Annotated in this window: 20 protein-coding genes; 13 read left to right on the top strand and 7 right to left on the bottom strand. The window is 55.5% G+C overall.

The genetic code is table 11. The features are described 5' to 3' along the window. Positions 1 to 2: 2 nt before the first annotated feature. Positions 3 to 233 (bottom strand): preprotein translocase subunit SecE, encoded by a 231-nt coding sequence (gene secE, locus ACWVX6_RS04910; RefSeq protein ID WP_110435832.1) that lies wholly within the window; start codon positions 231 to 233, stop codon positions 3 to 5. Positions 234 to 251: 18 nt separating this feature from the next. Next, complete coding sequence (rpmG, locus tag ACWVX6_RS04915; RefSeq protein WP_110435831.1) at positions 252 to 401, bottom strand: 50S ribosomal protein L33; 150 nt, start codon at positions 399 to 401, stop codon at positions 252 to 254. Positions 402 to 695: 294 nt separating this feature from the next. Here rpmG and ruvX point away from each other — a divergent pair, with 294 nt between their 5' ends. Both ruvX and ACWVX6_RS04925 read left to right on the top strand, forming a co-directional pair. Further along, positions 696 to 1,112 carry a Holliday junction resolvase RuvX gene (gene ruvX / locus ACWVX6_RS04920; RefSeq protein ID WP_116705447.1) on the top strand — a complete coding sequence of 139 codons (417 nt, stop codon included), beginning with the start codon at positions 696 to 698 and terminating at the stop codon, positions 1,110 to 1,112. 199 nt (positions 1,113 to 1,311) lie between these two features. Then, complete coding sequence (locus ACWVX6_RS04925; RefSeq protein WP_117491467.1) at positions 1,312 to 2,652, top strand: Na+/H+ antiporter family protein; 1,341 nt, start codon at positions 1,312 to 1,314, stop codon at positions 2,650 to 2,652. A 390-nt stretch (positions 2,653 to 3,042) separates the two neighbouring features. Here ACWVX6_RS04925 and ACWVX6_RS04930 read toward each other — a convergent pair whose 3' ends face one another. Continuing rightward, positions 3,043 to 3,411: a hypothetical protein gene (locus ACWVX6_RS04930; RefSeq protein WP_117751899.1), complete on the bottom strand. Its 369-nt coding sequence runs from the start codon at positions 3,409 to 3,411 to the stop codon at positions 3,043 to 3,045. 175 nt (positions 3,412 to 3,586) lie between these two features. On the opposite strand from ACWVX6_RS04930, the gene ACWVX6_RS04935 reads away from it, so the two are divergent. Continuing rightward, complete coding sequence (locus ACWVX6_RS04935) at positions 3,587 to 4,885, top strand: sedoheptulokinase (protein WP_455152504.1); 1,299 nt, start codon at positions 3,587 to 3,589, stop codon at positions 4,883 to 4,885. Between the two features lie 136 nt (positions 4,886 to 5,021). Then, positions 5,022 to 5,666 (top strand): CatA-like O-acetyltransferase, encoded by a 645-nt coding sequence (locus tag ACWVX6_RS04940; protein WP_455152505.1) that lies wholly within the window; start codon positions 5,022 to 5,024, stop codon positions 5,664 to 5,666. Positions 5,667 to 5,711: 45 nt separating this feature from the next. Here ACWVX6_RS04940 and ACWVX6_RS04945 read toward each other — a convergent pair whose 3' ends face one another. The 3 genes from ACWVX6_RS04945 to ACWVX6_RS04955 form a co-directional block, all read right to left on the bottom strand. Further along, complete coding sequence (locus ACWVX6_RS04945) at positions 5,712 to 6,146, bottom strand: hypothetical protein (protein WP_455152506.1); 435 nt, start codon at positions 6,144 to 6,146, stop codon at positions 5,712 to 5,714. Continuing rightward, positions 6,134 to 7,246 carry a GGDEF domain-containing protein gene (locus tag ACWVX6_RS04950; RefSeq protein ID WP_455152507.1) on the bottom strand — a complete coding sequence of 371 codons (1,113 nt, stop codon included), beginning with the start codon at positions 7,244 to 7,246 and terminating at the stop codon, positions 6,134 to 6,136. Before ACWVX6_RS04950 ends, ACWVX6_RS04945 begins: the two co-directional genes overlap by 13 nt. Before the next feature lie 207 nt (positions 7,247 to 7,453). Beyond that, complete coding sequence (locus ACWVX6_RS04955; protein WP_455152508.1) at positions 7,454 to 8,959, bottom strand: Y-family DNA polymerase; 1,506 nt, start codon at positions 8,957 to 8,959, stop codon at positions 7,454 to 7,456. 351 nt (positions 8,960 to 9,310) lie between these two features. Between ACWVX6_RS04955 and yedF the strand changes: the two genes are divergently transcribed. From yedF to ACWVX6_RS05000, 9 genes are all read left to right on the top strand, one after another. Further along, positions 9,311 to 9,922, top strand: coding sequence for a sulfurtransferase-like selenium metabolism protein YedF (yedF, locus tag ACWVX6_RS04960; protein WP_118761811.1), 612 nt, complete (start codon positions 9,311 to 9,313; stop codon positions 9,920 to 9,922). Further along, positions 9,922 to 10,164 carry a DUF3343 domain-containing protein gene (locus tag ACWVX6_RS04965; protein ID WP_455152509.1) on the top strand — a complete coding sequence of 81 codons (243 nt, stop codon included), beginning with the start codon at positions 9,922 to 9,924 and terminating at the stop codon, positions 10,162 to 10,164. Before yedF ends, ACWVX6_RS04965 begins: the two co-directional genes overlap by 1 nt. A gap of 11 nt (positions 10,165 to 10,175) precedes the next feature. Continuing rightward, the gene (locus ACWVX6_RS04970; protein ID WP_455152510.1) at positions 10,176 to 11,309 is read left to right on the top strand and encodes an aminotransferase class V-fold PLP-dependent enzyme; all 1,134 of its coding nucleotides are present in this window, start codon (positions 10,176 to 10,178) and stop codon (positions 11,307 to 11,309) included. 30 nt (positions 11,310 to 11,339) lie between these two features. After that, positions 11,340 to 11,900 carry an alpha/beta hydrolase gene (locus tag ACWVX6_RS04975; protein WP_455152511.1) on the top strand — a complete coding sequence of 187 codons (561 nt, stop codon included), beginning with the start codon at positions 11,340 to 11,342 and terminating at the stop codon, positions 11,898 to 11,900. A gap of 69 nt (positions 11,901 to 11,969) precedes the next feature. After that, a complete protein-coding gene (locus tag ACWVX6_RS04980) occupies positions 11,970 to 13,490 on the top strand; it encodes an amino acid adenylation domain-containing protein (RefSeq protein ID WP_455152512.1) in 1,521 nt (506 codons plus the stop codon). Beyond that, entirely contained in the window at positions 13,477 to 14,253 is a 777-nt protein-coding gene (locus ACWVX6_RS04985) for a GNAT family N-acetyltransferase (RefSeq protein WP_418999229.1), read from the top strand. Before ACWVX6_RS04980 ends, ACWVX6_RS04985 begins: the two co-directional genes overlap by 14 nt. A 14-nt stretch (positions 14,254 to 14,267) precedes the next feature. After that, positions 14,268 to 14,495 (top strand): acyl carrier protein, encoded by a 228-nt coding sequence (locus ACWVX6_RS04990; protein WP_318361100.1) that lies wholly within the window; start codon positions 14,268 to 14,270, stop codon positions 14,493 to 14,495. Beyond that, the gene (locus ACWVX6_RS04995; protein WP_455152513.1) at positions 14,495 to 16,036 is read left to right on the top strand and encodes an MBOAT family O-acyltransferase; all 1,542 of its coding nucleotides are present in this window, start codon (positions 14,495 to 14,497) and stop codon (positions 16,034 to 16,036) included. Before ACWVX6_RS04990 ends, ACWVX6_RS04995 begins: the two co-directional genes overlap by 1 nt. Positions 16,037 to 16,047: 11 nt before the next feature. After that, positions 16,048 to 17,901, top strand: coding sequence for a polysaccharide deacetylase family protein (locus ACWVX6_RS05000; protein WP_455152514.1), 1,854 nt, complete (start codon positions 16,048 to 16,050; stop codon positions 17,899 to 17,901). A 57-nt stretch (positions 17,902 to 17,958) separates the two neighbouring features. On the opposite strand, the gene aguB is transcribed toward ACWVX6_RS05000, so the two are convergent. Continuing rightward, the gene (gene aguB, locus ACWVX6_RS05005) at positions 17,959 to 18,831 is read right to left on the bottom strand and encodes an N-carbamoylputrescine amidase (RefSeq protein WP_455152515.1); all 873 of its coding nucleotides are present in this window, start codon (positions 18,829 to 18,831) and stop codon (positions 17,959 to 17,961) included. Positions 18,832 to 18,857 lie beyond the last annotated feature (26 nt).

Consider the following 18,857-nt stretch of genomic DNA (forward strand, 5'->3'; position numbering starts at 1 on the left):
AGTTAGGCGGCGAAATGTTTAAGCAGCGTCTGGACACCAAGACCGAATACGATGTCAAGCACCCAGATGAAAATGCCGATGATGACTACGCAGGCGATAACGACCAGCGTATTATTCGTCGTCTGCTCACGGGTGGGCCAGACGATCTTACGGCATTCGCTCTTCAATTCGCGGAACCACTTGCCGATACGAGCAAAGAGACCGGGCTTTTTCGCTTTGGTTTCTTCAGCCATTAAGCTACTTCCTTTCCCTTACTTCGTTTCGCGGTGAAGCGTGTGCTTCCGGCAGAAACGGCAGTACTTGTTCATTTCCAGACGATCCGGATCATTCTTCTTGTTCTTCATTGTGTCATAGTTTCTCTGCTTGCACTCGGTGCAGGCCAGCGTGATCTTTACGCGCATAGATAACGGCACCTCCTTTTAATATCTCGCTTCGTTTCCGTATCCCTGTGACACGGCTTGAAGCTAATTGCCTCCCTCTGTCAGCGTTCCGACGTCAACTTTTCAGACACACGAAAAATAGGCGCAAAAAAAGAACCTGCATAGGTGTTTTTAGTATAGCATGTGAGCGATTTACGGTCAAGCATTTTTTCTGAAAAAGTGCTGATTATTTTCGTTTTTTATGGTATACTCAGGGTAATCACACGGGCAGAAAACACCGATTTGAAAAACTGCCCAAGAAACAGGAGTATGACTATGCGTATTTTGGGCATTGATTACGGAGACGCCCGCACCGGCCTTTCGATCTCCGATCCTTCCGGCTTTCTTGCCGGCTCGCCGAGCGTGATCCATGAGTGGAATTACGCCAAGCTGGTGGACAAGCTGGTGGCCTTCATTCAGGAAAACAAGATTGAGGAGATCGTCCTCGGCCACCCGAAGAACATGGACGGCACAGTTGGCCCTCGTGCCGAGAAGTGCGAGACTCTGGCGAAGGAGCTGGAGGAGCGCACCGGACTGCACGTTGTGCTGTGGGACGAGCGCCGCACGACGGTCGCCGCACACGAAATCCTGCACCGCAGCGGCAAAAAAGAGAAAAAACACCGTCAGAACGTCGATGCAGTCGCGGCAACGCTTATCCTGCAGGGCTATCTGGATTTTAAGCGCCGCCAGTGATTTCCGGTATATCTATTTATATAGTATCCTTTTTCGGCACCTGTTTCCCGCAGGTGCCGTTTGCTTTTCCAACAACTTCTTTCGATAAGAAACATTTCTTGACGGTTTGGCTTTTTTCTGCTACAATAAGAAAAACTTCAATACTTTACCGTGTGCAAGTCCCGCTGCATGCGGTTTTTGTTTCTAAGGAGAATGATACATGTCTATTCTTTTCAGCCTGCTCACAAACCCGGTCACGATATCCGTACTGGTGCTCTGTGTTCTGTGCCTGACCGGTTTGAATGTGCTGCTGTCCATGCTCATCGCGTGCATCATCGGCGGCGTGGCCGGCGGTATCCCGCTGCTGAACGCGCCCGAGGGCACGCAGACCGTCATGCAGCTGCTGACCGGCGGCTTTGCCAGCAACGCCACGACTGCGCTGGCGTACATCCTGCTCGGCACGTTTGCCACCTGCATCGCCACGACCGGTCTGGCCGATATTCTGTCGAAAAAGCTGTCGCGCCTGCTCGGCGGACACAAGCTGGCGCTCATTGGTGTGCTGACGCTCGTTGCCTGCCTGTCGCAGAACCTCATTCCGGTGCATATCGCATACATCCCGATTCTCGTGCCGCCGCTGCTCGGCATGATGAACCGTATGCGGCTTGACCGGCGTGCCGTTGCGTGTGCGCTGGCGTTCGGCCATAAAGCGCCATATATCACCATTCCGTTTGGTTTCGGATTGATTTTCCAGCGCGTTATCGCGGATAATCTGAGTGAAAACGGTCTTTCTGTAACGGTCAAGGACGTTACCGCCGCCAACTGGAGTATTGGCGTTGCCATGCTGATCGGTCTGTTCATCGCCGTATTTGTCCTGTACCGCAAGCCGCGGGACTACCACGACATTGAAGCAGACACCTCCGCTGCCGAGGTAATTTCGGAAAAGCTCGAGTACCGCCATTATGTCATGCTTGCCGCCGCGATTGTTGTCGCAGTCGTGCAGGTTATCAGTCAGGATCTGGCGCTTTCCGCGCTGTGCGGCCTGATCATCATCATCGTGTTCCGCGCTATCAAATGGAGTGACATTGACGAGCAGATCGAGGGCGGTATCCGTCTGATGGGCCAGATTGCCATTATTATGCTGGTGGCAGGCGGCTACGCCTCAGTCATCAAGGCCACCGGCGGCATTGACGCGCTCGTAAACGCCGGTATTTCCGCCGTAGGCGGCAGCAAGGTTGTCGCTGCGATTGTCATTACACTCATCGGCCTGCTGGTGACGATGGGCATCGGCACCTCGTTCGGCACTGTGCCCGTGCTCGCTGTGCTGTTCGTGCCGATGTGCAGCTCGCTTGGGTTCTCCACTCCGGCTACCATCCTGCTCATTTCGGCCGCCGCTGCCCTTGGCGATGCAGGTTCGCCCGCATCCGATACCACGCTCGGCCCAACCTCCGGTCTCAACGCCGACGGTCAGCACGACCATATCCGCGATACCTGTATCCCAACGTTTATCGCGTTTAATATTCCGATTATGATCTGCGCGATTTTGATGTCGCAGGTGCTGTAAAATAACACCCCTGCAATAATATTAAGGTTTAAGGCGCGGCCTCCAGCTGCGCCTTTTCTCCGCCGTAACGATAAAAAACGCTCGAGATTACTCGAGCGTTTGAGGCTGTCGCGAAACTACAGTTTCGTCGACAAGCAGGAACGGATTGTAGACCGTTCCAAAGTCGTCCGAAAGTTCCTATACAGAAACTTTCTCCCTCCAGAAGTTCAAAAAGGGTGATACATGCTCCCCCTTTTTGAGCATTTGCAGAGCTAATGCTGTTTCATGCGCGCTGCCGCGCGAAATGCTGAAAAATGCTGACCATACGACTTTTTCGACAGACTGAAACGCTCGAGATTACTCGAGCGTTTTTTATTTTATCCACAGCAATGTGGATAACTTGGTGGAAAGCTACTCCGTCTTTCCAGCCAGAATTTCCGCAATATCGTCAACCAGCTGTTCCCAATCATCCTCGGTGCCCTCGGTCTGCAGAAATCCGGTGCCCATATCGTTGACAAAGGCGTGTCCGATGTCGATATAACTGTCGTAATCCGGCTCATGATAGCCGTATTCCGTGCCGAGCAGCACGATTTCGTCGCATTCATCGCCCTGCAGGTGCGCCATCGCTACATTGAGAAAGCCGTTTTCCGCCATGCTGTCATCATCGTCCGGCGCCGCCCATGCACGCTCCCAGTATTCGTCCTCATCCTCGTTGAACAGGCCGTCCTTGTAATAGTCCAGCTCACGCCGAATGCTCTGCTTGAGAAAATTTCGGTCCATGTTGTTCGCTCCCCTTTTCTCTGTTCTGCGACTTTATTATAGCATGTGCAACTCGTTTTTCAAGTCGGTAAATTATCCACAAACTTGTGGACAAATTTGTGCGCAATTCCTTTTCATACACGCTCCGCTGTGCTATACTGCTGACAGAACCATCAGGCGAACCGAGGGACCCAGCATGACAACATTAGGCATTGACATCGGCACCACAACAATCAGCGCGGCTGTGCTCGAGGACGAGCAATTCCTCGCCAGCGAAACGCGGGCAAACGGTGCCTTTATTCCGTCTGCACTGGCGTGCGCACGCGAGCAGGACGTGGAAAAGATCACGCAAACCGCACTTTCTGTTATCGAAACGCTGTTTGAACGCTATCCGGATATTCATTCCATCGGCGTGACTGGGCAAATGCACGGCATTCTGTATGTGGATGCGGACGGTAACGCCGTCAGTCCGCTGTACACCTGGCAGGATGCACGCGGCAGCCTGCCGCACAGCAAAACCGAAAGCTGGGTGCAGTATCTCACGCGCGTGACCGGATACCTTGCCGCGGCAGGCTACGGTCTGGCAACGCACGCGTACAACCTTGCCGCCGGACTTGTGCCGCCCGCCGCCGTCACCTGCTGCACCATCGGTGACTACCTTGCCATGCGGCTGTGCGGATTGGCTGCGCCGCGCATGGATGCCAGCAATGCCGCAAGCATCGGCTTTTTCGACGCGGAACGCCGTGCTTTCGACCAAAACGCTCTGCAAAAAGCCGGTATCGACCCGAACTTTGTCCCGCAGCTTGCTGCCGAGCCGGTAATCGGGCACTTCCAAAATGCGGCTGTCTGTGCCGCCATCGGTGACAATCAAGCCAGCTTTCTGCGCTCGGTGCGCAACAAAACCGCTGAAATGCTCGTGAATGTCGGCACCGGCAGTCAGTTTTCCGTGTTCACGCCGCACTATCTGCAGGCAGACGGCTTGGAGACCCGCCCCATGCCGGGCGGCGGCTATCTTCTGGCCGGTGCTTCGCTGTGCGGCGGACGCGCTTACGCGCTGCTCGAGCAGTTTTTCCGCTCCACCGCGTCCATGCTCGGCACGGAAGTGCACAGCTGCTATAACGCAATGGCGCGTCTGCTAAATGAAAATCCGCGTCCGGATGATGTGCCTGCCGTCTGCACCCTGTTTGAAGGCACGCGCACGGACAGCAGCCTGACCGGCAGTATTTCCGGTCTTACAACGCATAATTTCACGCCTTTACACCTGATTTACGGCGTGATGGACGGCATGGCCGACGAGCTGCACCGCATGTACACCGCATACCGTCAGGCCGGCGGTACGCCGAAAAGGCTGATCGGCTCGGGCAACGGTCTGCGGCAGAACCGGTATCTGCAGCAGCGCTTTGAGACTGCCTTCGGCTGTCCGCTCACGCTGTCCGATGGCCGTGAGGAAGCTGCCGCAGGTGCGGCACAGTTCGCTGCGGAGCAGCAGATTTGACAGCAGCAAGATTATTGAACAAGTCGTATCATCAATATTTTGAATTTCGCGCGTTAGTGCGCATGAATAGCGTTTGCTTTGCAAATGCCAAAAAGTCAGGGCGTGTACCTGCAGGGTTCGGAAAGGATGGAATGCTATGCAAGCCTTCAAAAAAGTCGATATGGAAAGCTGGCCTCGCCGTGAGCACTACCGCTACTATACCGAGGCTCTCAAGGTCGAATTCAACATGACGGCGCCGGTGGATGTGCAAAACCTGCTCCGTTTCTGTCATGCACACGGCTGTAAATTCTACGCAACGGCGATTTACTGCGTCACCAAGGCGCTAGGCCGCATCGAGAACTTCCGCATGTTCAAAAACGCGGACGGCGAACTCTGTGTCTGGGATAAAATCGTGCCGAATTTCACATTCTTTCATCCGGATGACTGCACGTTTTCCGACTGCTGGACGGACTTTTCCGAGGATTTCCCCACGTTTTACAACGCCATTACCGCAGATATGGAGACCTATAAGGATGTCAAGGGCATCAAGACCAAGCCGAACCAGCCTGCGAATTTCTACTGCGTATCCTGTACGCCGTGGACGGCGTTTACCGGCTGCGGCAGCCGCGTCGCGGACGGACAGCCTGCATACTTCCCCATCGTTGTCATGGGCAGGTATGAAAAATGCGGCGACAAGGTCCATATGCCGGTCAATATCACCATCGCACATGCGGTAGCAGATGGATACCACGCCGGTTTGTTCTTCCGGTATCTGCAGGAAGAACTCGATTCCTTGCGCTAACTATACAAAAATCCACGCTCTTCTTTGTGAAGAGCGTGGATTTTCTTATTCATTCTGTCCAAATATTGCCCCGTCCAGCATCAGCACATCCTCCATCGGAATCACCGTGCCGTCTGTCAGGGTCAGCCGTCGCGCGAATTCATCCGCCTTTTTGACCACACCGGAAACTGTGCGGTATGCACCGCCGGATTTGCGTTCATCCGGCACAAAATAGGTGATCTCCACCTCGGGTTCTGCATCAAGCACGGAAAGCAGCAGCTGATACCGCTCGTTGAGCGCGGTCAGCATGGTCTCATCCAGCTCGATTTGACGGTCGGTCAGCCGCGCTGTCTCACGGATAACACCGGCATATCCGGTCAGCGCCGCAAACGGTGAAAACTGCGCCGCACGGTCGCTTATAGGCATCTGCGGACGGGTTGGGGAGACATGATGCGGCAGATTCATAATCCCGGCGTATTTTCGATTGTCTATTGCGGACATGCTTCACCTGCTTTCTTCGACTGCGTTTCGTCCAGAAAAATCCACAGCAGCTCATGTGCGTCTGCGGAACTCCGGTCGGCCATGGTGATTTTGAGATGTACCCGGCTGCCGTCCCGTATCCGATAGGTCATCTTCAGCGAACCATGCGCCGCAATCTGCTCCTCTATATAGCTGTAATCCAGCAGTTTTGCAAATTCGTCATGATACTCCGGGTGGACCAGTTCGCGGCAGTACTCACGCACGGAAGACATAAACGCATGATGATTATTCTCCAGCATGGTCTTAAAATACGGCGGAACATAGATATACCGACAGGTATCCTGCTTGGTATTGACCATGTACACTCCCCTGTAAAGCGGTGCAATCGCCTGCAGAAAACGGGTGACATCCTGCTTTTTGATGCGCAGCTGCTCCAGCTTGTCGTCGATGATACGCATTTGACGGATACCGCCGTTATTGCGGTAAAACTCCATCTTGTCATGCCGCATGGCCGTTTCAGCCTGATTGACCGTCTCGTTCAGCGTCTGTCTGTCCATGCTCTCAGACACGCCGACCGAGACCTCATACCCCATCTCACGGATTGTGTCGCAGAACGCCGCAAGGCTTTCTGCAAGCTCCTCCGGCTGACGCGCCGGACACAGCAGGACAAACTCGTCACCGCCGATACGATACGCGCAGTCATCCGGGAAATACTTTCGAATCCCGTCCGCAATCGAGCGCAGCATGTGGTCTCCGGCCTCATGTCCCAAGTGGTTGTTGATCTCATGCAGGCCGACGGCATCCATATAAATGCAGGTCAGCCGCGCATAATTCGCCAGCTGAAAGACCTTGAGGTCGTGCTCGTACTTGCAGCGCGTGTACAAATGGGTCAGCACATCATGATTATAATAGTCCTCGGAATGATCGGCTGTATGGTGCGACAGCTGCAGTTCCTCTTCACCGAGCACGATGGGCTGACCGTTCTCACCGTTCTTAAGTGAAAGCGTGATTTCCATATTTTCATCCAGAATCATATCATCCGGATATCGTTTTTCCAAATATTCCGCTACCAGACGCAGGACATTTCCGGCGTGATAGCCTTTTTCGCAGATAATTTTCATTTGCCTTCTCCGTATGCAGCTGCCTTGCGGCTTCGCAATCCTTCCAGAAAAGATATATTTCCCATATTATTATGAATATATTATATTTCCTTTGATTGCCATATACAAGGATGACTGCCTGAAATGTCGAATTTTCGACACAGAACGTCCGTGAAGAGGCAGAATCAGGCAATAATATATTTACATTGCCTTAGCATGTTTTTCCGATTATGCGTTATGCCCGCCGATTTTTCCGTTTCGCTCGATGGCAGTCGCGCCTTTCTCGAGGTTCATGCCCTTGAGCAGCGCGTTTTTGCCGTATTTGCTCTTGATGGCGAGCGCTGCCTGCTGCAGCTTTCGCTCCCGCTCGAGTGCAGCCTGCTCTGCCCTCCTGCGTTCCTGCTCAGCGGCGTAGTCGGTGAACAGGTCAAGCTGCTCACACCGAGCCGGCTGGGGCGCGTCAGATTCCGGAATGGCATGATTTGCCACCAGATACATGCGCCGGATGAGCAGATTCGGGTCGATAATGCGGTCGAACAGCACGGTCGCTGCGTCCATGAGCTTTTGTGTAGACGAGGTCAGTTCTCCGAGGCTATGCGTACCGTGTGCAGATTTGGGCAGCGTGCGCCCGTAGCGATCGGTCTCGGTCCTGCCGTGGTAGTTAATCCGCCGTGCCGGATCGTTCAGGTTATCAATATCGTACCCGACAGTCAGCACAAGCCGGTCGGTGACCAGGCCCTTGCTCACCAGATCGAGTACCAGCTGATCCGCCATTTCGCGGACAACCAGACGTGCCTTGTCCGCTGTATACGGACACGCGAGCACCTGCCCGGTGCTGATGCTGTTGGTGCTCGGCTTGTAGGCTTTGATATCTGCGACCGTGCACGGCTCCCATCCCCACGCATGGTCGATGAGCAGCTCCGCATTTTTACCGAACAGCTTATACAGCAGATCCTCGTTTTTCTCCGAGCACAGCGCGATATCGCCCATGGTGCACATGCCGTACTGCTCGAGTTTTTTCGCGGTGCCTCGTCCCACGCGCCAGAAATCGGTGAGCGGCTGATATGACCACAGCTCGTGCCGGAATCTGCGCTCGTCCAGTTCGGCAATACGCACGCCGTCGCGGTCGGCGGGAACGTGCTTGGCGACAATATCCATCGCCACCTTGCACAGAAACAGGTTGGTGCCGATGCCCGCCGTGGCCGTGATGCCGGTGGTGTTCAGCACATCGAGAATGATTTTCCGCGCCAGCTCACGCGCGGTCAGGCCGTAGGTCTCAAGGTAGCCGGTCACGTCCATGAATACCTCGTCAATAGAGTACACAACCATGTCCTCCGGCGCGACATATTTCATGTAAATGGCATAAATCCGGCTGCTGTACGCCATATAATGCGCCATATGCGGCGGTGCGATGATGAAATCCATCGCAAGAGACGGGTTTTCCCGCAGTTCCGCAGCAGAGTAAGACGCGCCGGTGAATGTATGCCCGGGCGCACGGCGCTGCCGCTCGGCATTGACCTGCTTAACGCGCTGACGTACCTCAAACAGCCGTCCGCGGCCGGAAATGCCGTAGCTTTTCAGCGACGGCGTGACTGCCAGACAGATGGTCTTGTCCGTGCGGGTCTCGTCCGCGACAACAAGGTGCGTGTCGAGCGGATCGAGGTCACGCTCCCGGCACTCCACGGAGGCATAAAAGGATTTCAGGTCGATGGCAAGGTAGGTGTGGGATCGCATGGTTATGCCTCCTTTCAGCGTGTCAGTCAATCAGATAATGATTTTGTATCAGATATTGGATATTCGGGTTATCCATAGATAATTTTCCGGTAACACAGCTCAAATAAGCAAGTAATATTTGTAAATGTGTTCTATATAAGGTTACGGATAGATAATTATCGTTTATCGCATAATTCATCTATCCTTATTATTTGTAAAATACACTGTAATTTTACCCTTTTTAAGAGAACACCGTCAAGAAAAACCGTCCTCTCCTCCCAGTATTCCGCGAGCCTGTGGATAAATTATGGTCTTCCGTGCTCTATTGTGCTATACTATCCACAGAACATCCCCAAAAGGAGGAACTTTATTATGGTACAAGTGAATGCGATCGGTGACGCATGTCCGATTCCGGTCATCAAAACACTGCACGCGCTGCAGGATTTAAACGGTGCGGGCACGGTGCAGACGCTGGTAGATAATGAAATTGCGGTGCAGAACCTGACCCGCCTTGCGGAGAGCAAAGGCTGCTCGATCACGACCGAAAAACGCTCGGACAAGGAGTTCTGCGTGACGATCACGACCGAAAACACCGTCGGCAAGGCAGAAGCCGATGAGCAGATTGCCTGCACCGTACCGGCGGCGCAGAAAAAGACGGTCGTTGTCATTTCCGCCGACCACATGGGCGAGGGCGACGAGGAGCTGGGCCGCATTCTCATCAAGGGCTTTATTTTTGCGCTCACCCAGCAGGAGCACCTGCCGAGCACGATTCTGTTCTACAACGGTGGCGCACGCCTGACCTGCGAAGACTCGGCATCGCTCGAGGATCTGAAAAACCTGGCATCGCTCGGTGTGGAGATTCTGACCTGCGGTACCTGTCTCAACCACTACGGCCTGACCGACAAGCTGGCAGTCGGTGACGTGACCAACATGTATGTCATCACAGAGAAGCAGATGCAGGCCGACCTCATTCTGCGCCCGTGATGCGGCGCAAACGGCCGTTTGCGGTCATCGCGTTCGCGTCCACCGAGCAGGCACTCGCGGCAGAAGCCATGTTCACGCAGCGCGGTCTGCCCGGGCGCATGATCCCCATTCCCTCTCAGGTGAGCGCAGGCTGCGGATTGGCATGGAAGGCCGAAACAAGCGAGGAACAGGCGCTCCTCAACGCTCTGCGTGAAACCGGCATCGGATTCGAGACACATGCTCTCGTCGAACTGTTCGACTGACGGAGGAAATCATGATTTATCTGGATAACGCAGCGACCACGCTGCACAAGCCGCCTGAAGTCGCAGAGGCGGTCAAAAACGCCATTCTTACCGCAGGAAATGCATCGCGCGGCGCACACGGCGTGTCGCTTTCCGCGTCGCGCATGGTATTCAAAACGCGGAGTCAGCTGGCGAAGCTGTTCGGCTGTCCGCGTGCGGACCATGTTGTGTTCACCGCAAACTCCACCGAGGCGCTGAATATTGCAATCTACGGTCTGTTTTCGTCCGGCGATCACGTCATCTCGACCGATCTGGAGCACAATTCCGTGCTCCGTCCGCTGTATGATCTGCAGACGCGCGGCGTATCGGTGGATTTTGTACCAGCGGACCGTCAGGGCAATATCCGCTATGAGGATATGGAACACCTGTTCCGGCCGGAAACCAAGGCCGTTGTCTGCACGCATGCATCCAATCTGACCGGAAACCTGCTCGACATCGCCAAAATCGGTGCAATGGCGCACGCACACGGTGCGCTTCTGGTCGCAGACGCATCACAGACGGCAGGTGCGGTACCGATCGACATGCAGCGCATGAACATTGACGTGCTCTGCTTCACCGGCCACAAGGGCCTGATGGGTCCGCAGGGAACCGGCGGCCTGTGCATCCGGCCAGGTGTAGAGCTTCGGCCGCTGCTCCGCGGCGGCACCGGCATTCACTCCTACGACCGCGAACAGCCGCAGGCGTATCCTGCACGGCTCGAGGCGGGCACGCTCAATACGCACGGCATCGCCGGACTGCATGCCGCGCTGAAATTTATCGAAAAACAGACCGTGCAGATCATCGGAGCACACGAACGCGCACTCATGCGGCGGTTTTACGACGGTGTGAAGGACCTTGACGGCGTGATCGTCTACGGCGATTTCTCCCGGTCGGAACGTGCGGCTGTTGTCGCGCTTAACATCCGCGATTATGACTCCGCCGAGGTCGCGGACGCGCTGTTTGCCGATTATGACATCGCCACACGCGCCGGTGCACACTGTGCGCCGCGCATGCACGAGGCGCTCGGCACCGTGCAGCAGGGCGCGGTGCGCTTCAGCTTTTCGTATTTCAACACGGAAAATGAGGTCGATACCGCAATTGCCGCCGTGCGGGAGCTGGCGGAGTAATCCTGCATTTTCCCCAAAGGAGCCTTACCTATGAGCAACCAGCTTGCCGTGCTGTTCCCCGGCATCGGCTACCATATCGACAAACCGCTGCTGTATTACAGCGCAAAACTTGCACGCGCACGCGGCTACGACCTGCTCGCGGTGCAGTATCCGGCTCTGCCGACCGGTTTGAGAGGCCATGCCGAAAAAATCGAACAGGCTGTGCAGACCGCGCTTTCTGCCGCAGAGGAACAGCTTGCCGCCATCGACTGGACCGCTTACGACCGCGTTTTCTTCCTCTCGAAAAGCATCGGCACTGCGATTGCCGCACGGTATGCTGTTCAGCACAACATTCATCCGCGGCAGGTATACTACACGCCGATTGAACAGGCCCTGCCCTATCTCGACCCGACCGGCATCGCCTTTCACGGCACCGCCGATCCGTGGGCGGATACCGAGATGATCACGAACGGCTGCCGGAAGATCGGCATTCCGCTCTATCTGACCGAAAACGCCAACCACTCAATGGAAACCGGCGATACCTTGCACGATATTTTTATTCTGCACGATATTATGGATGAAACCGCACACTGGATGGATTCTCCGACGTGACCGCCGTTTTCCGTTTACTTTTTCCGCCCTCTATGATAAAATAGACTATCATAATGAGGAAGTATGTCTATGAGAAAAAATGTACTCGAATATTTGGAATCCTCTGCCCGAATGCACGCGGACAAGCCTGCGTTCTGCGATGAGAACCGCGTGTTCACCTTCGGCGAGCTGCTGAAGGCCGCACAGGGTCTGGGCACGCACCTTGCCGTAACCGTCGATACACTGCACAAGCCGGTCGCGGTTTTGATCGGCCGCACGGCCGAAAGCGTGGCCGCGATGCAGGGTGTGCTGTATGCGGGCGGCTGCTACGTTCCGATTGACGACCATATGCCGGAAGCGCGTATCCGCCGTATTTTTGAGCAGATCCATCCTGTTGCCATCGTCTACGCCGAGGGCAACCGCAAGCAGGCCGAGCCGCTTGCCGACTGTGCCCCGCTCATCTCGATGGACGAGGGCTTTGCAGCACCGGCTGACGCAAACCTGCTGCAGTCCATCCGTGAGAGCGTACTGGATATCGACCCGGTGTACCTGCTGTTCACCTCGGGTTCGACCGGTGCGCCGAAGGGAATCGTCATTCCGCACCGTGCGGTCATTGACTTCACCGACTGGATGAGCGAGTTCTGCGGCTACACCGAGCATGACATTTTCGGCAATCAGGCGCCGTTTTACTTTGATCTTTCGTGCAAGGACCTGTACCAGACCCTTTCGCTCGGTGCAACCTGCCATATTTTCTCGAAAAAGCTGTTCACCTTCCCGATGCTGCTGCTCAAGGAGATGGAGCGTGTCGGCGTGACCGCCATCAACTGGGCCACCAGCGCGTTCCACTTTGTGGCAAGCTCGGGTGCGCTGAGCAAATGTGCGCCGCCCACGCTGCGCAAGGCCGCTCTCGGCGGTGAAGCGCTGCAGGCGCGCTATGTCAATGCGTGGAAGGCCGCGATTCCGGGTCTCGAGGTTGTCAATATGTACGGACCGACCGAGACCACCGTGGACTGTGCCGCATTCCATCTCACCCGCGATTACCGCGACGATGAAGCTATTCCGATCGGCAAAGCCTGCCGCAATATGCAGATTATACTGCTCGACAAGGACGGCAAGCCCGTTCCGGACGGCGAGGCCGGTGAGATCTGCGTGCGCGGCAGCGGACTGGCCAGCGGCTACTTCGGCAACTGGGAAAAGACCAACGAATGCTTCATCCAGAACCCGACAAACCCGTATTTTCGCGATATTCTGTACCGCACGGGCGATATCGCCGTCAAGAAGGACGACGGTCTGCTGTATTTCCTGTCGCGGCAGGACGGCCAGATCAAGCACATGGGCTACCGCATCGAGCTTGGCGAAATCGAGACCGCGCTGCACAGCGTGGACGGCATCGCCGCAGCAGCCTGCCTGTTCGACCGCAACCGCGACCGCATTGTCTGCATCTACGAGGGCGAACCGGATGCCGCGGCACTCGCGCGTGCCATGCGCAGGCTGGTGCCCAAGTACATGCTGCCCAACATCTACGAAAAGCTGGACGCACTGCCGATGAACGCCAACGGCAAAATCGACCGCGTCAAGCTGAAGGAGCAATTTATCCATGCGGAAGATTGAGAATTTCGCACAGATTTCCGATCTGCTGAACGCACAGTTCAAGAAAGGCGTCATTACCAACAACTTTCTGCGCGGTGACGACTACACGCGCGAAATCGCGAACGGACTGTACATCCACGAGGCAGGCGGCGCACTGCTGCTGTTCCGCGAACGCGGCGACCACCTTGTGATGACGTTTTATCTGCATCCGAACGCGGTGCTTTCCCTGCCGGAGACGGACAGGCCGGTTGTGACCGAGCTGTCCTGCCGCGCGAAAGACGCGGAGGCGATGGCCAATGCCGCCGAGCAGTTCTGCGCTCTCGGTTTTCGTGAGGTGCTGCGCCGCACGCGGCGCACCCGCAAACCGGAAGCATTTCCGGTGGAAACAACCGCAGTTCCTGCAAAGCCGGAGGATTTCGAGGATATTTCCCGCTTTTTAAGCGAGCACTTCTCCGCTCTCACCGGCTGTCTGCCGACTGCGGACGATCTGCGCGAAAACCTCGCAAACGGTCAAACCGTTATCACCCGGGACGAAAAAGGTGTTTCCGGTGTGCTGCATTTTGCGGTTTCCCGCGCCTCGACCGAGATTCGGCACCTTGCCGTGCGTGCGGACTGCCGCGGAAAAGGTCTCGCCGGCGAGCTGCTCACCGCGTATCTTGCGGCAACGGACGGTGCAAAAAGTCAGGTATGGGCGCGGACCGGCAATGCTCCTGCCGAGCATTTTTACGAACAACACGGCTATCGGCCCGACGGATGGACTTCCGCCGTGCTGCAATATAATTAAAGGAGAAATCGACCATGAGAGAAAAAATTATCGAAATTCTGAATGAGATCTGCCCGGGCAACGACTTTGAGAACGAAACTGCCATCATCGACGACGGCATCATCGATTCCCTCGACATCGTAGCCGTTATTTCCGAGCTGATGGAGGAGTTTGACGTTCAGCTGGGTGTCAACGACCTGACGCCGGAGAACTTCAACTCGGTTGACGCCATCGTTGAACTGATCGAGAACGCGCAGGAATAATGGCTTTTACTTCCGCTTCGTTTATCGTACTCACCATCGCGAGCGTGCTGCTCTACTACATCGTACCGAAAAAGGCACAGTGGTGCATCCTGCTGCTGGCGAGTGCGGCATTTTACATGGCCGGCTCGGTCAAGGCGTTTGCGTGGGTGGTTCTGGTAGCCGGAATGACCTGGGTAACCGGACTCATTCTCGGACGCTATAACGCCATCAAGCCTGCTGACAAGGCGCAAAAGGCCCAAATACAGCACAAAAAGAAGCAGATCGCGGTAATTTGCGCGGTCTGCTGTTTTGGCTTGCTCTACGCGATGAAATACTGGAATTTCACGCTCGAGCTGCTGCCGTCCACGCTCGGCAACCACATTCCCCGATGGGATTTTGTCGTGCCGCTCGGTCTGTCGTTTTTCATTTTCCAGTCCATGAGCTACGTCATTGACGTGTACCGCGGCAAATATGCGCCCGAGCGCAATCCGCTGCGCTACGGTCTGTTCGTATCGTTCTTCCCGCAGATGGTGCAGGGACCGATCAGCCGTTTCGATCAGCTGGCGCCGCAGCTTACCGCAGAGCGCAAGCTGTGCTGGGATGACCTGCAGATCGGCATTCAGCTGGCGCTCTGGGGTTACTTCAAAAAAATCGTCATCGCCGACCGCGCGGCTGTTCTGGTAAACAACGTCATCATGGAGAACTGTCCCTACGGCGGCGCTGTCATTGCGCTCGGTATTCTGTTTTACTGCATTCAGCTGTACTGCGATTTTTCTGGCGGCATCGACATCACACGCGGCGTCGCGCGCATGTTCGGCATCGATATGACGCTCAACTTCCGCCGACCGCTGTTTTCCACCTCGCTCACCGACTACTGGCGCCGCTGGCACATCACACTCGGTGCGTGGATGCGCGACTATGTGTTCTATCCTCTGGCGTTTTCCAAGCCGTTCGGCAAGCTCGGCAAGTGGGCGCGCAAGCATTTCAAGGGCATGATGGGCAAGATCTGTGCCACCTCGACCGCTACGTTTATCGTGTATTTGATCATCGGCATCTGGCACGGCGCCAACTTCCGCTACATTGCGTTCGGCCTGTGGAACGGTATCCTCATTACCGCTTCCCTGCTGATGGAGCGCCGCTTCCTTTCGTGGAAGGAAAAGCTGCACATCAACGACAAATCGACCGGCTGGCGCATCTTTATGACCGTCCGCACGTTCGGACTGGTGTTTATCGGCCGTTATTTCACCCGTGCACCGCGTCTCAAGACTGTATTCACGCTGCTCGGAACGACCGTACTGCACCCGCATTTCAGTGAGTTTTCGTCGGTTGTGCCGACGCTTGGACTGGGTATTTCCGACTTTATCATCATTTTTGTCGGCATTCTCATCGTCCACGGCGTGGAGTTCTTTGAGGAACGCGGCACGGATGTGCAGGCGTGGCTCAACGAGCGCCCGGCGCTCATGCAGCTGACCGTGCTGACCGTTTCGCTCGTGGTCCTGCTGCTGTTCGGCATTTTCCGTGCCGGATACATCTCGTCCGAGTTCATCTACAAGCAATTTTAAGGAGGCAGAGCATGAACGCAAAAAAATGGGTGCTTTCTCTGCCCGTTATCGTGCTGATCCTGACCGCACTGCTGGCCGGATTCAACTACGTCACCGACCCGTTCGGCGCGTTCGGCGACCGGTTTATGCAGTGGTTTTCGTATGACGAGACCAACAACCCGCGTGCGGCGAAAATCTCCTATCTCGAGCAGCACCATGACGAGTACGACTCGTATTTCCTCGGCTGCTCGTCCACCAGCTCGCTGCCGACCGAGTCGTTTAACGAGATGCTGAACGCCAGATTCTACAACATGATCATGTACGGCGCGGATATGAAGGACTGCGAAAAGATTGCAAACTACCTGATCGACAACTACACGGTCAAAAATCTGGTGCTGAATGTGTATCTGGACAACGGACTGACCTACGATGATGAGTCCAACAAGCTGACCCACAGTCTGCACTACAAAACCGACCCGGATATGTCCGCGCTGTCGTATTACTCGCGGTTTCTCCTCGCGGACCCGCGGTACGGCTATCAGAAGCTGGTGAACAAGAAGAAAGACACGCTCATGCCGCAGTCGTTCGACGTATTCGACGAGCAGACCGGCGCGTATGACAAGCGCGTGCGTGATGTAGAGCCGATCAGCTCTACCGCGGATTATCTGAACGCCTATCCGGTATTCACCAATTATCCCAACCACGAGCCGCTGCACCTGTACAAGACCGAAGCCTGCATGCAGTCGGTGGCCGCAATCCGCAAGGTTTGCGAGGAAAACGGCGTCAATCTGATTGTGCTGACCGCTCCGGTGTACACCGACTATTACAAGAACTTTTACGACGAGGATATCACGAATTTCTACGAATCTCTTGCCAAAGTGACCGATTACTGGGATTTTTCGTCCTCGTCTGTCAGCAGCGAGCCACGCTTCTTCTACGACAGCACGCACTTCCGCAACAACATTGGCGAGATGATGGCAACCCGCATTGCCGAGAAGGAGTATCCCGACTTTACGCCTGCTATCACCGCAATTCCGTCGGATTTCGGCACTTATGTGACCCCTGACACGCCGCATGACTATTTCACGCAGCGTCCTGCACCGCGCACGGACAACGATACCGCCGTTAAGGTTCCGGTGCTGACGTGGCACCAGTTGACCGAGAAGGTCAGCGGCTCGGCTACCATTTCGCCGGAGGCGTTCCGCAAACAGATTCAGGCGCTTTCCGATGCCGGCTTCAACGCGATTTCGCTCGAGCAGCTGCGCGATTACGTCTACAATGGTACACCGCTGCCCGAGAAACCCATCGTCCTCACGTTTGATGACGGCTATCTGAGCAACTACGCGGATGCATTCCCTGTTCTCAAGGAATACAACATGAAGGCGACCATTTTCGCCATCGGCGTTTCCATCGGCAAGGACACCTACAAGGATACCGACCACGTCATGACACCGCACTTCGGCGCGGCTGAGATGCAGGAAATGGTGGATTCCGGCCTGATTTCCATCCAGAGCCACACCTATGACATGCACCAGTGGCCGCCGTTCGAGGACGGAAACGACCGTGTTCGGGAAACACTCGCGCAGCTTCCCGGCGAAAGCGATGCGGACTATGAGGCCGCTGTCAGGGCTGACATCCAGCAGAGCCAGCAGGCCATCGAGCCGATCACCGGTGAGAAGGTCAACGCGCTGTCCTATCCGGAAGGCGCATACGGCACGCTGACGATGGATGCGCTGCGCAGCCAGGGCATCGAGCTGACATTCACCACCCAGCCGGGCGTGAATGCGGTCGTACAGGGTCTGCCGCAGACGCTGTACAGCATGCACCGCATCACCATGACCGAGGATACGGATATGGAGGACTTTCTGGCAAAATTGGAGCAATAATCCTTTATACAGTAAAAGAAAACCCGATTGCGTACACGCAATCGGGTTTTCTTTTGCTTATTCTGCGCCGTAACCGCGCATTGCACCATACATTTCCGGTCTCCGGTCGCGGTAGACACCCCACGAACGGCGCATCTCACGGATTTCATCCAGATCGAACGTATGCGTCAGCACGCCTGCGTTTTCGCGGTCAGCCTGCTCGACAAGCGCGCCGGTTTCATCCGCGATGAAGGACGAGCCGTAGAACGTCAGCGAGGACGACTGGTGCTGGTTATCCTCGGTCGGCTTGACGGTCTCGGTGCCGATGCGGTTTGCCGCGATCAGCGGCATAATGTTCGCCGCCGCGTGGCCCTGCATGCAGCGCCGCCAGTGCGGCATGGAATCGCAGTCGAGAATCGGCTCGGATCCGATAGCCGTCGGGTAGAACAGCAGCTCGGCGCCCTGCAGCGCCATGCAGCGCGCGGACTCCGGGAACCACTGGTCCCAGCAGATACCGACGCCGATTTTCGCATAAGCCGTATCCCAGACCTTGAATCCAGTATTTCCGGGCGTAAAATAGAACTTTTCCTGATAGAAATGGTCATCCGGAATGTGGGTCTTACGGTACTGACCCATGATCGTGCCGTCCGCGTCAATGACAGCCACCGTGTTGAACGTGGTCTCACCGACCCGCTCGTAGTAGCTGACCGGAATGACGACCTTGAAATCACGGGCAATGCTCTGCATCTCGCGAACCGCCGGATTTTCCTCGAGCGTTGTCGCTAAATGGTAATTTTCATAGCTTTTTTCCTGGCAGAAATACCAGTTTTCAAACAGTTCGGGCAGCAAAATGATCTGCGCACCCTGAGATGCCGCTTCGCGAACCTTCTCGCAGGCTTCTTCCAGACCATAGGTCATCTGAATCGCAGCAACGGTTACTTTATTGGACATAGAAAATTTCTCCTCAAATTATCTAA

The sequence above is a fragment of the Butyricicoccus sp. genome, from assembly GCF_977037065.1.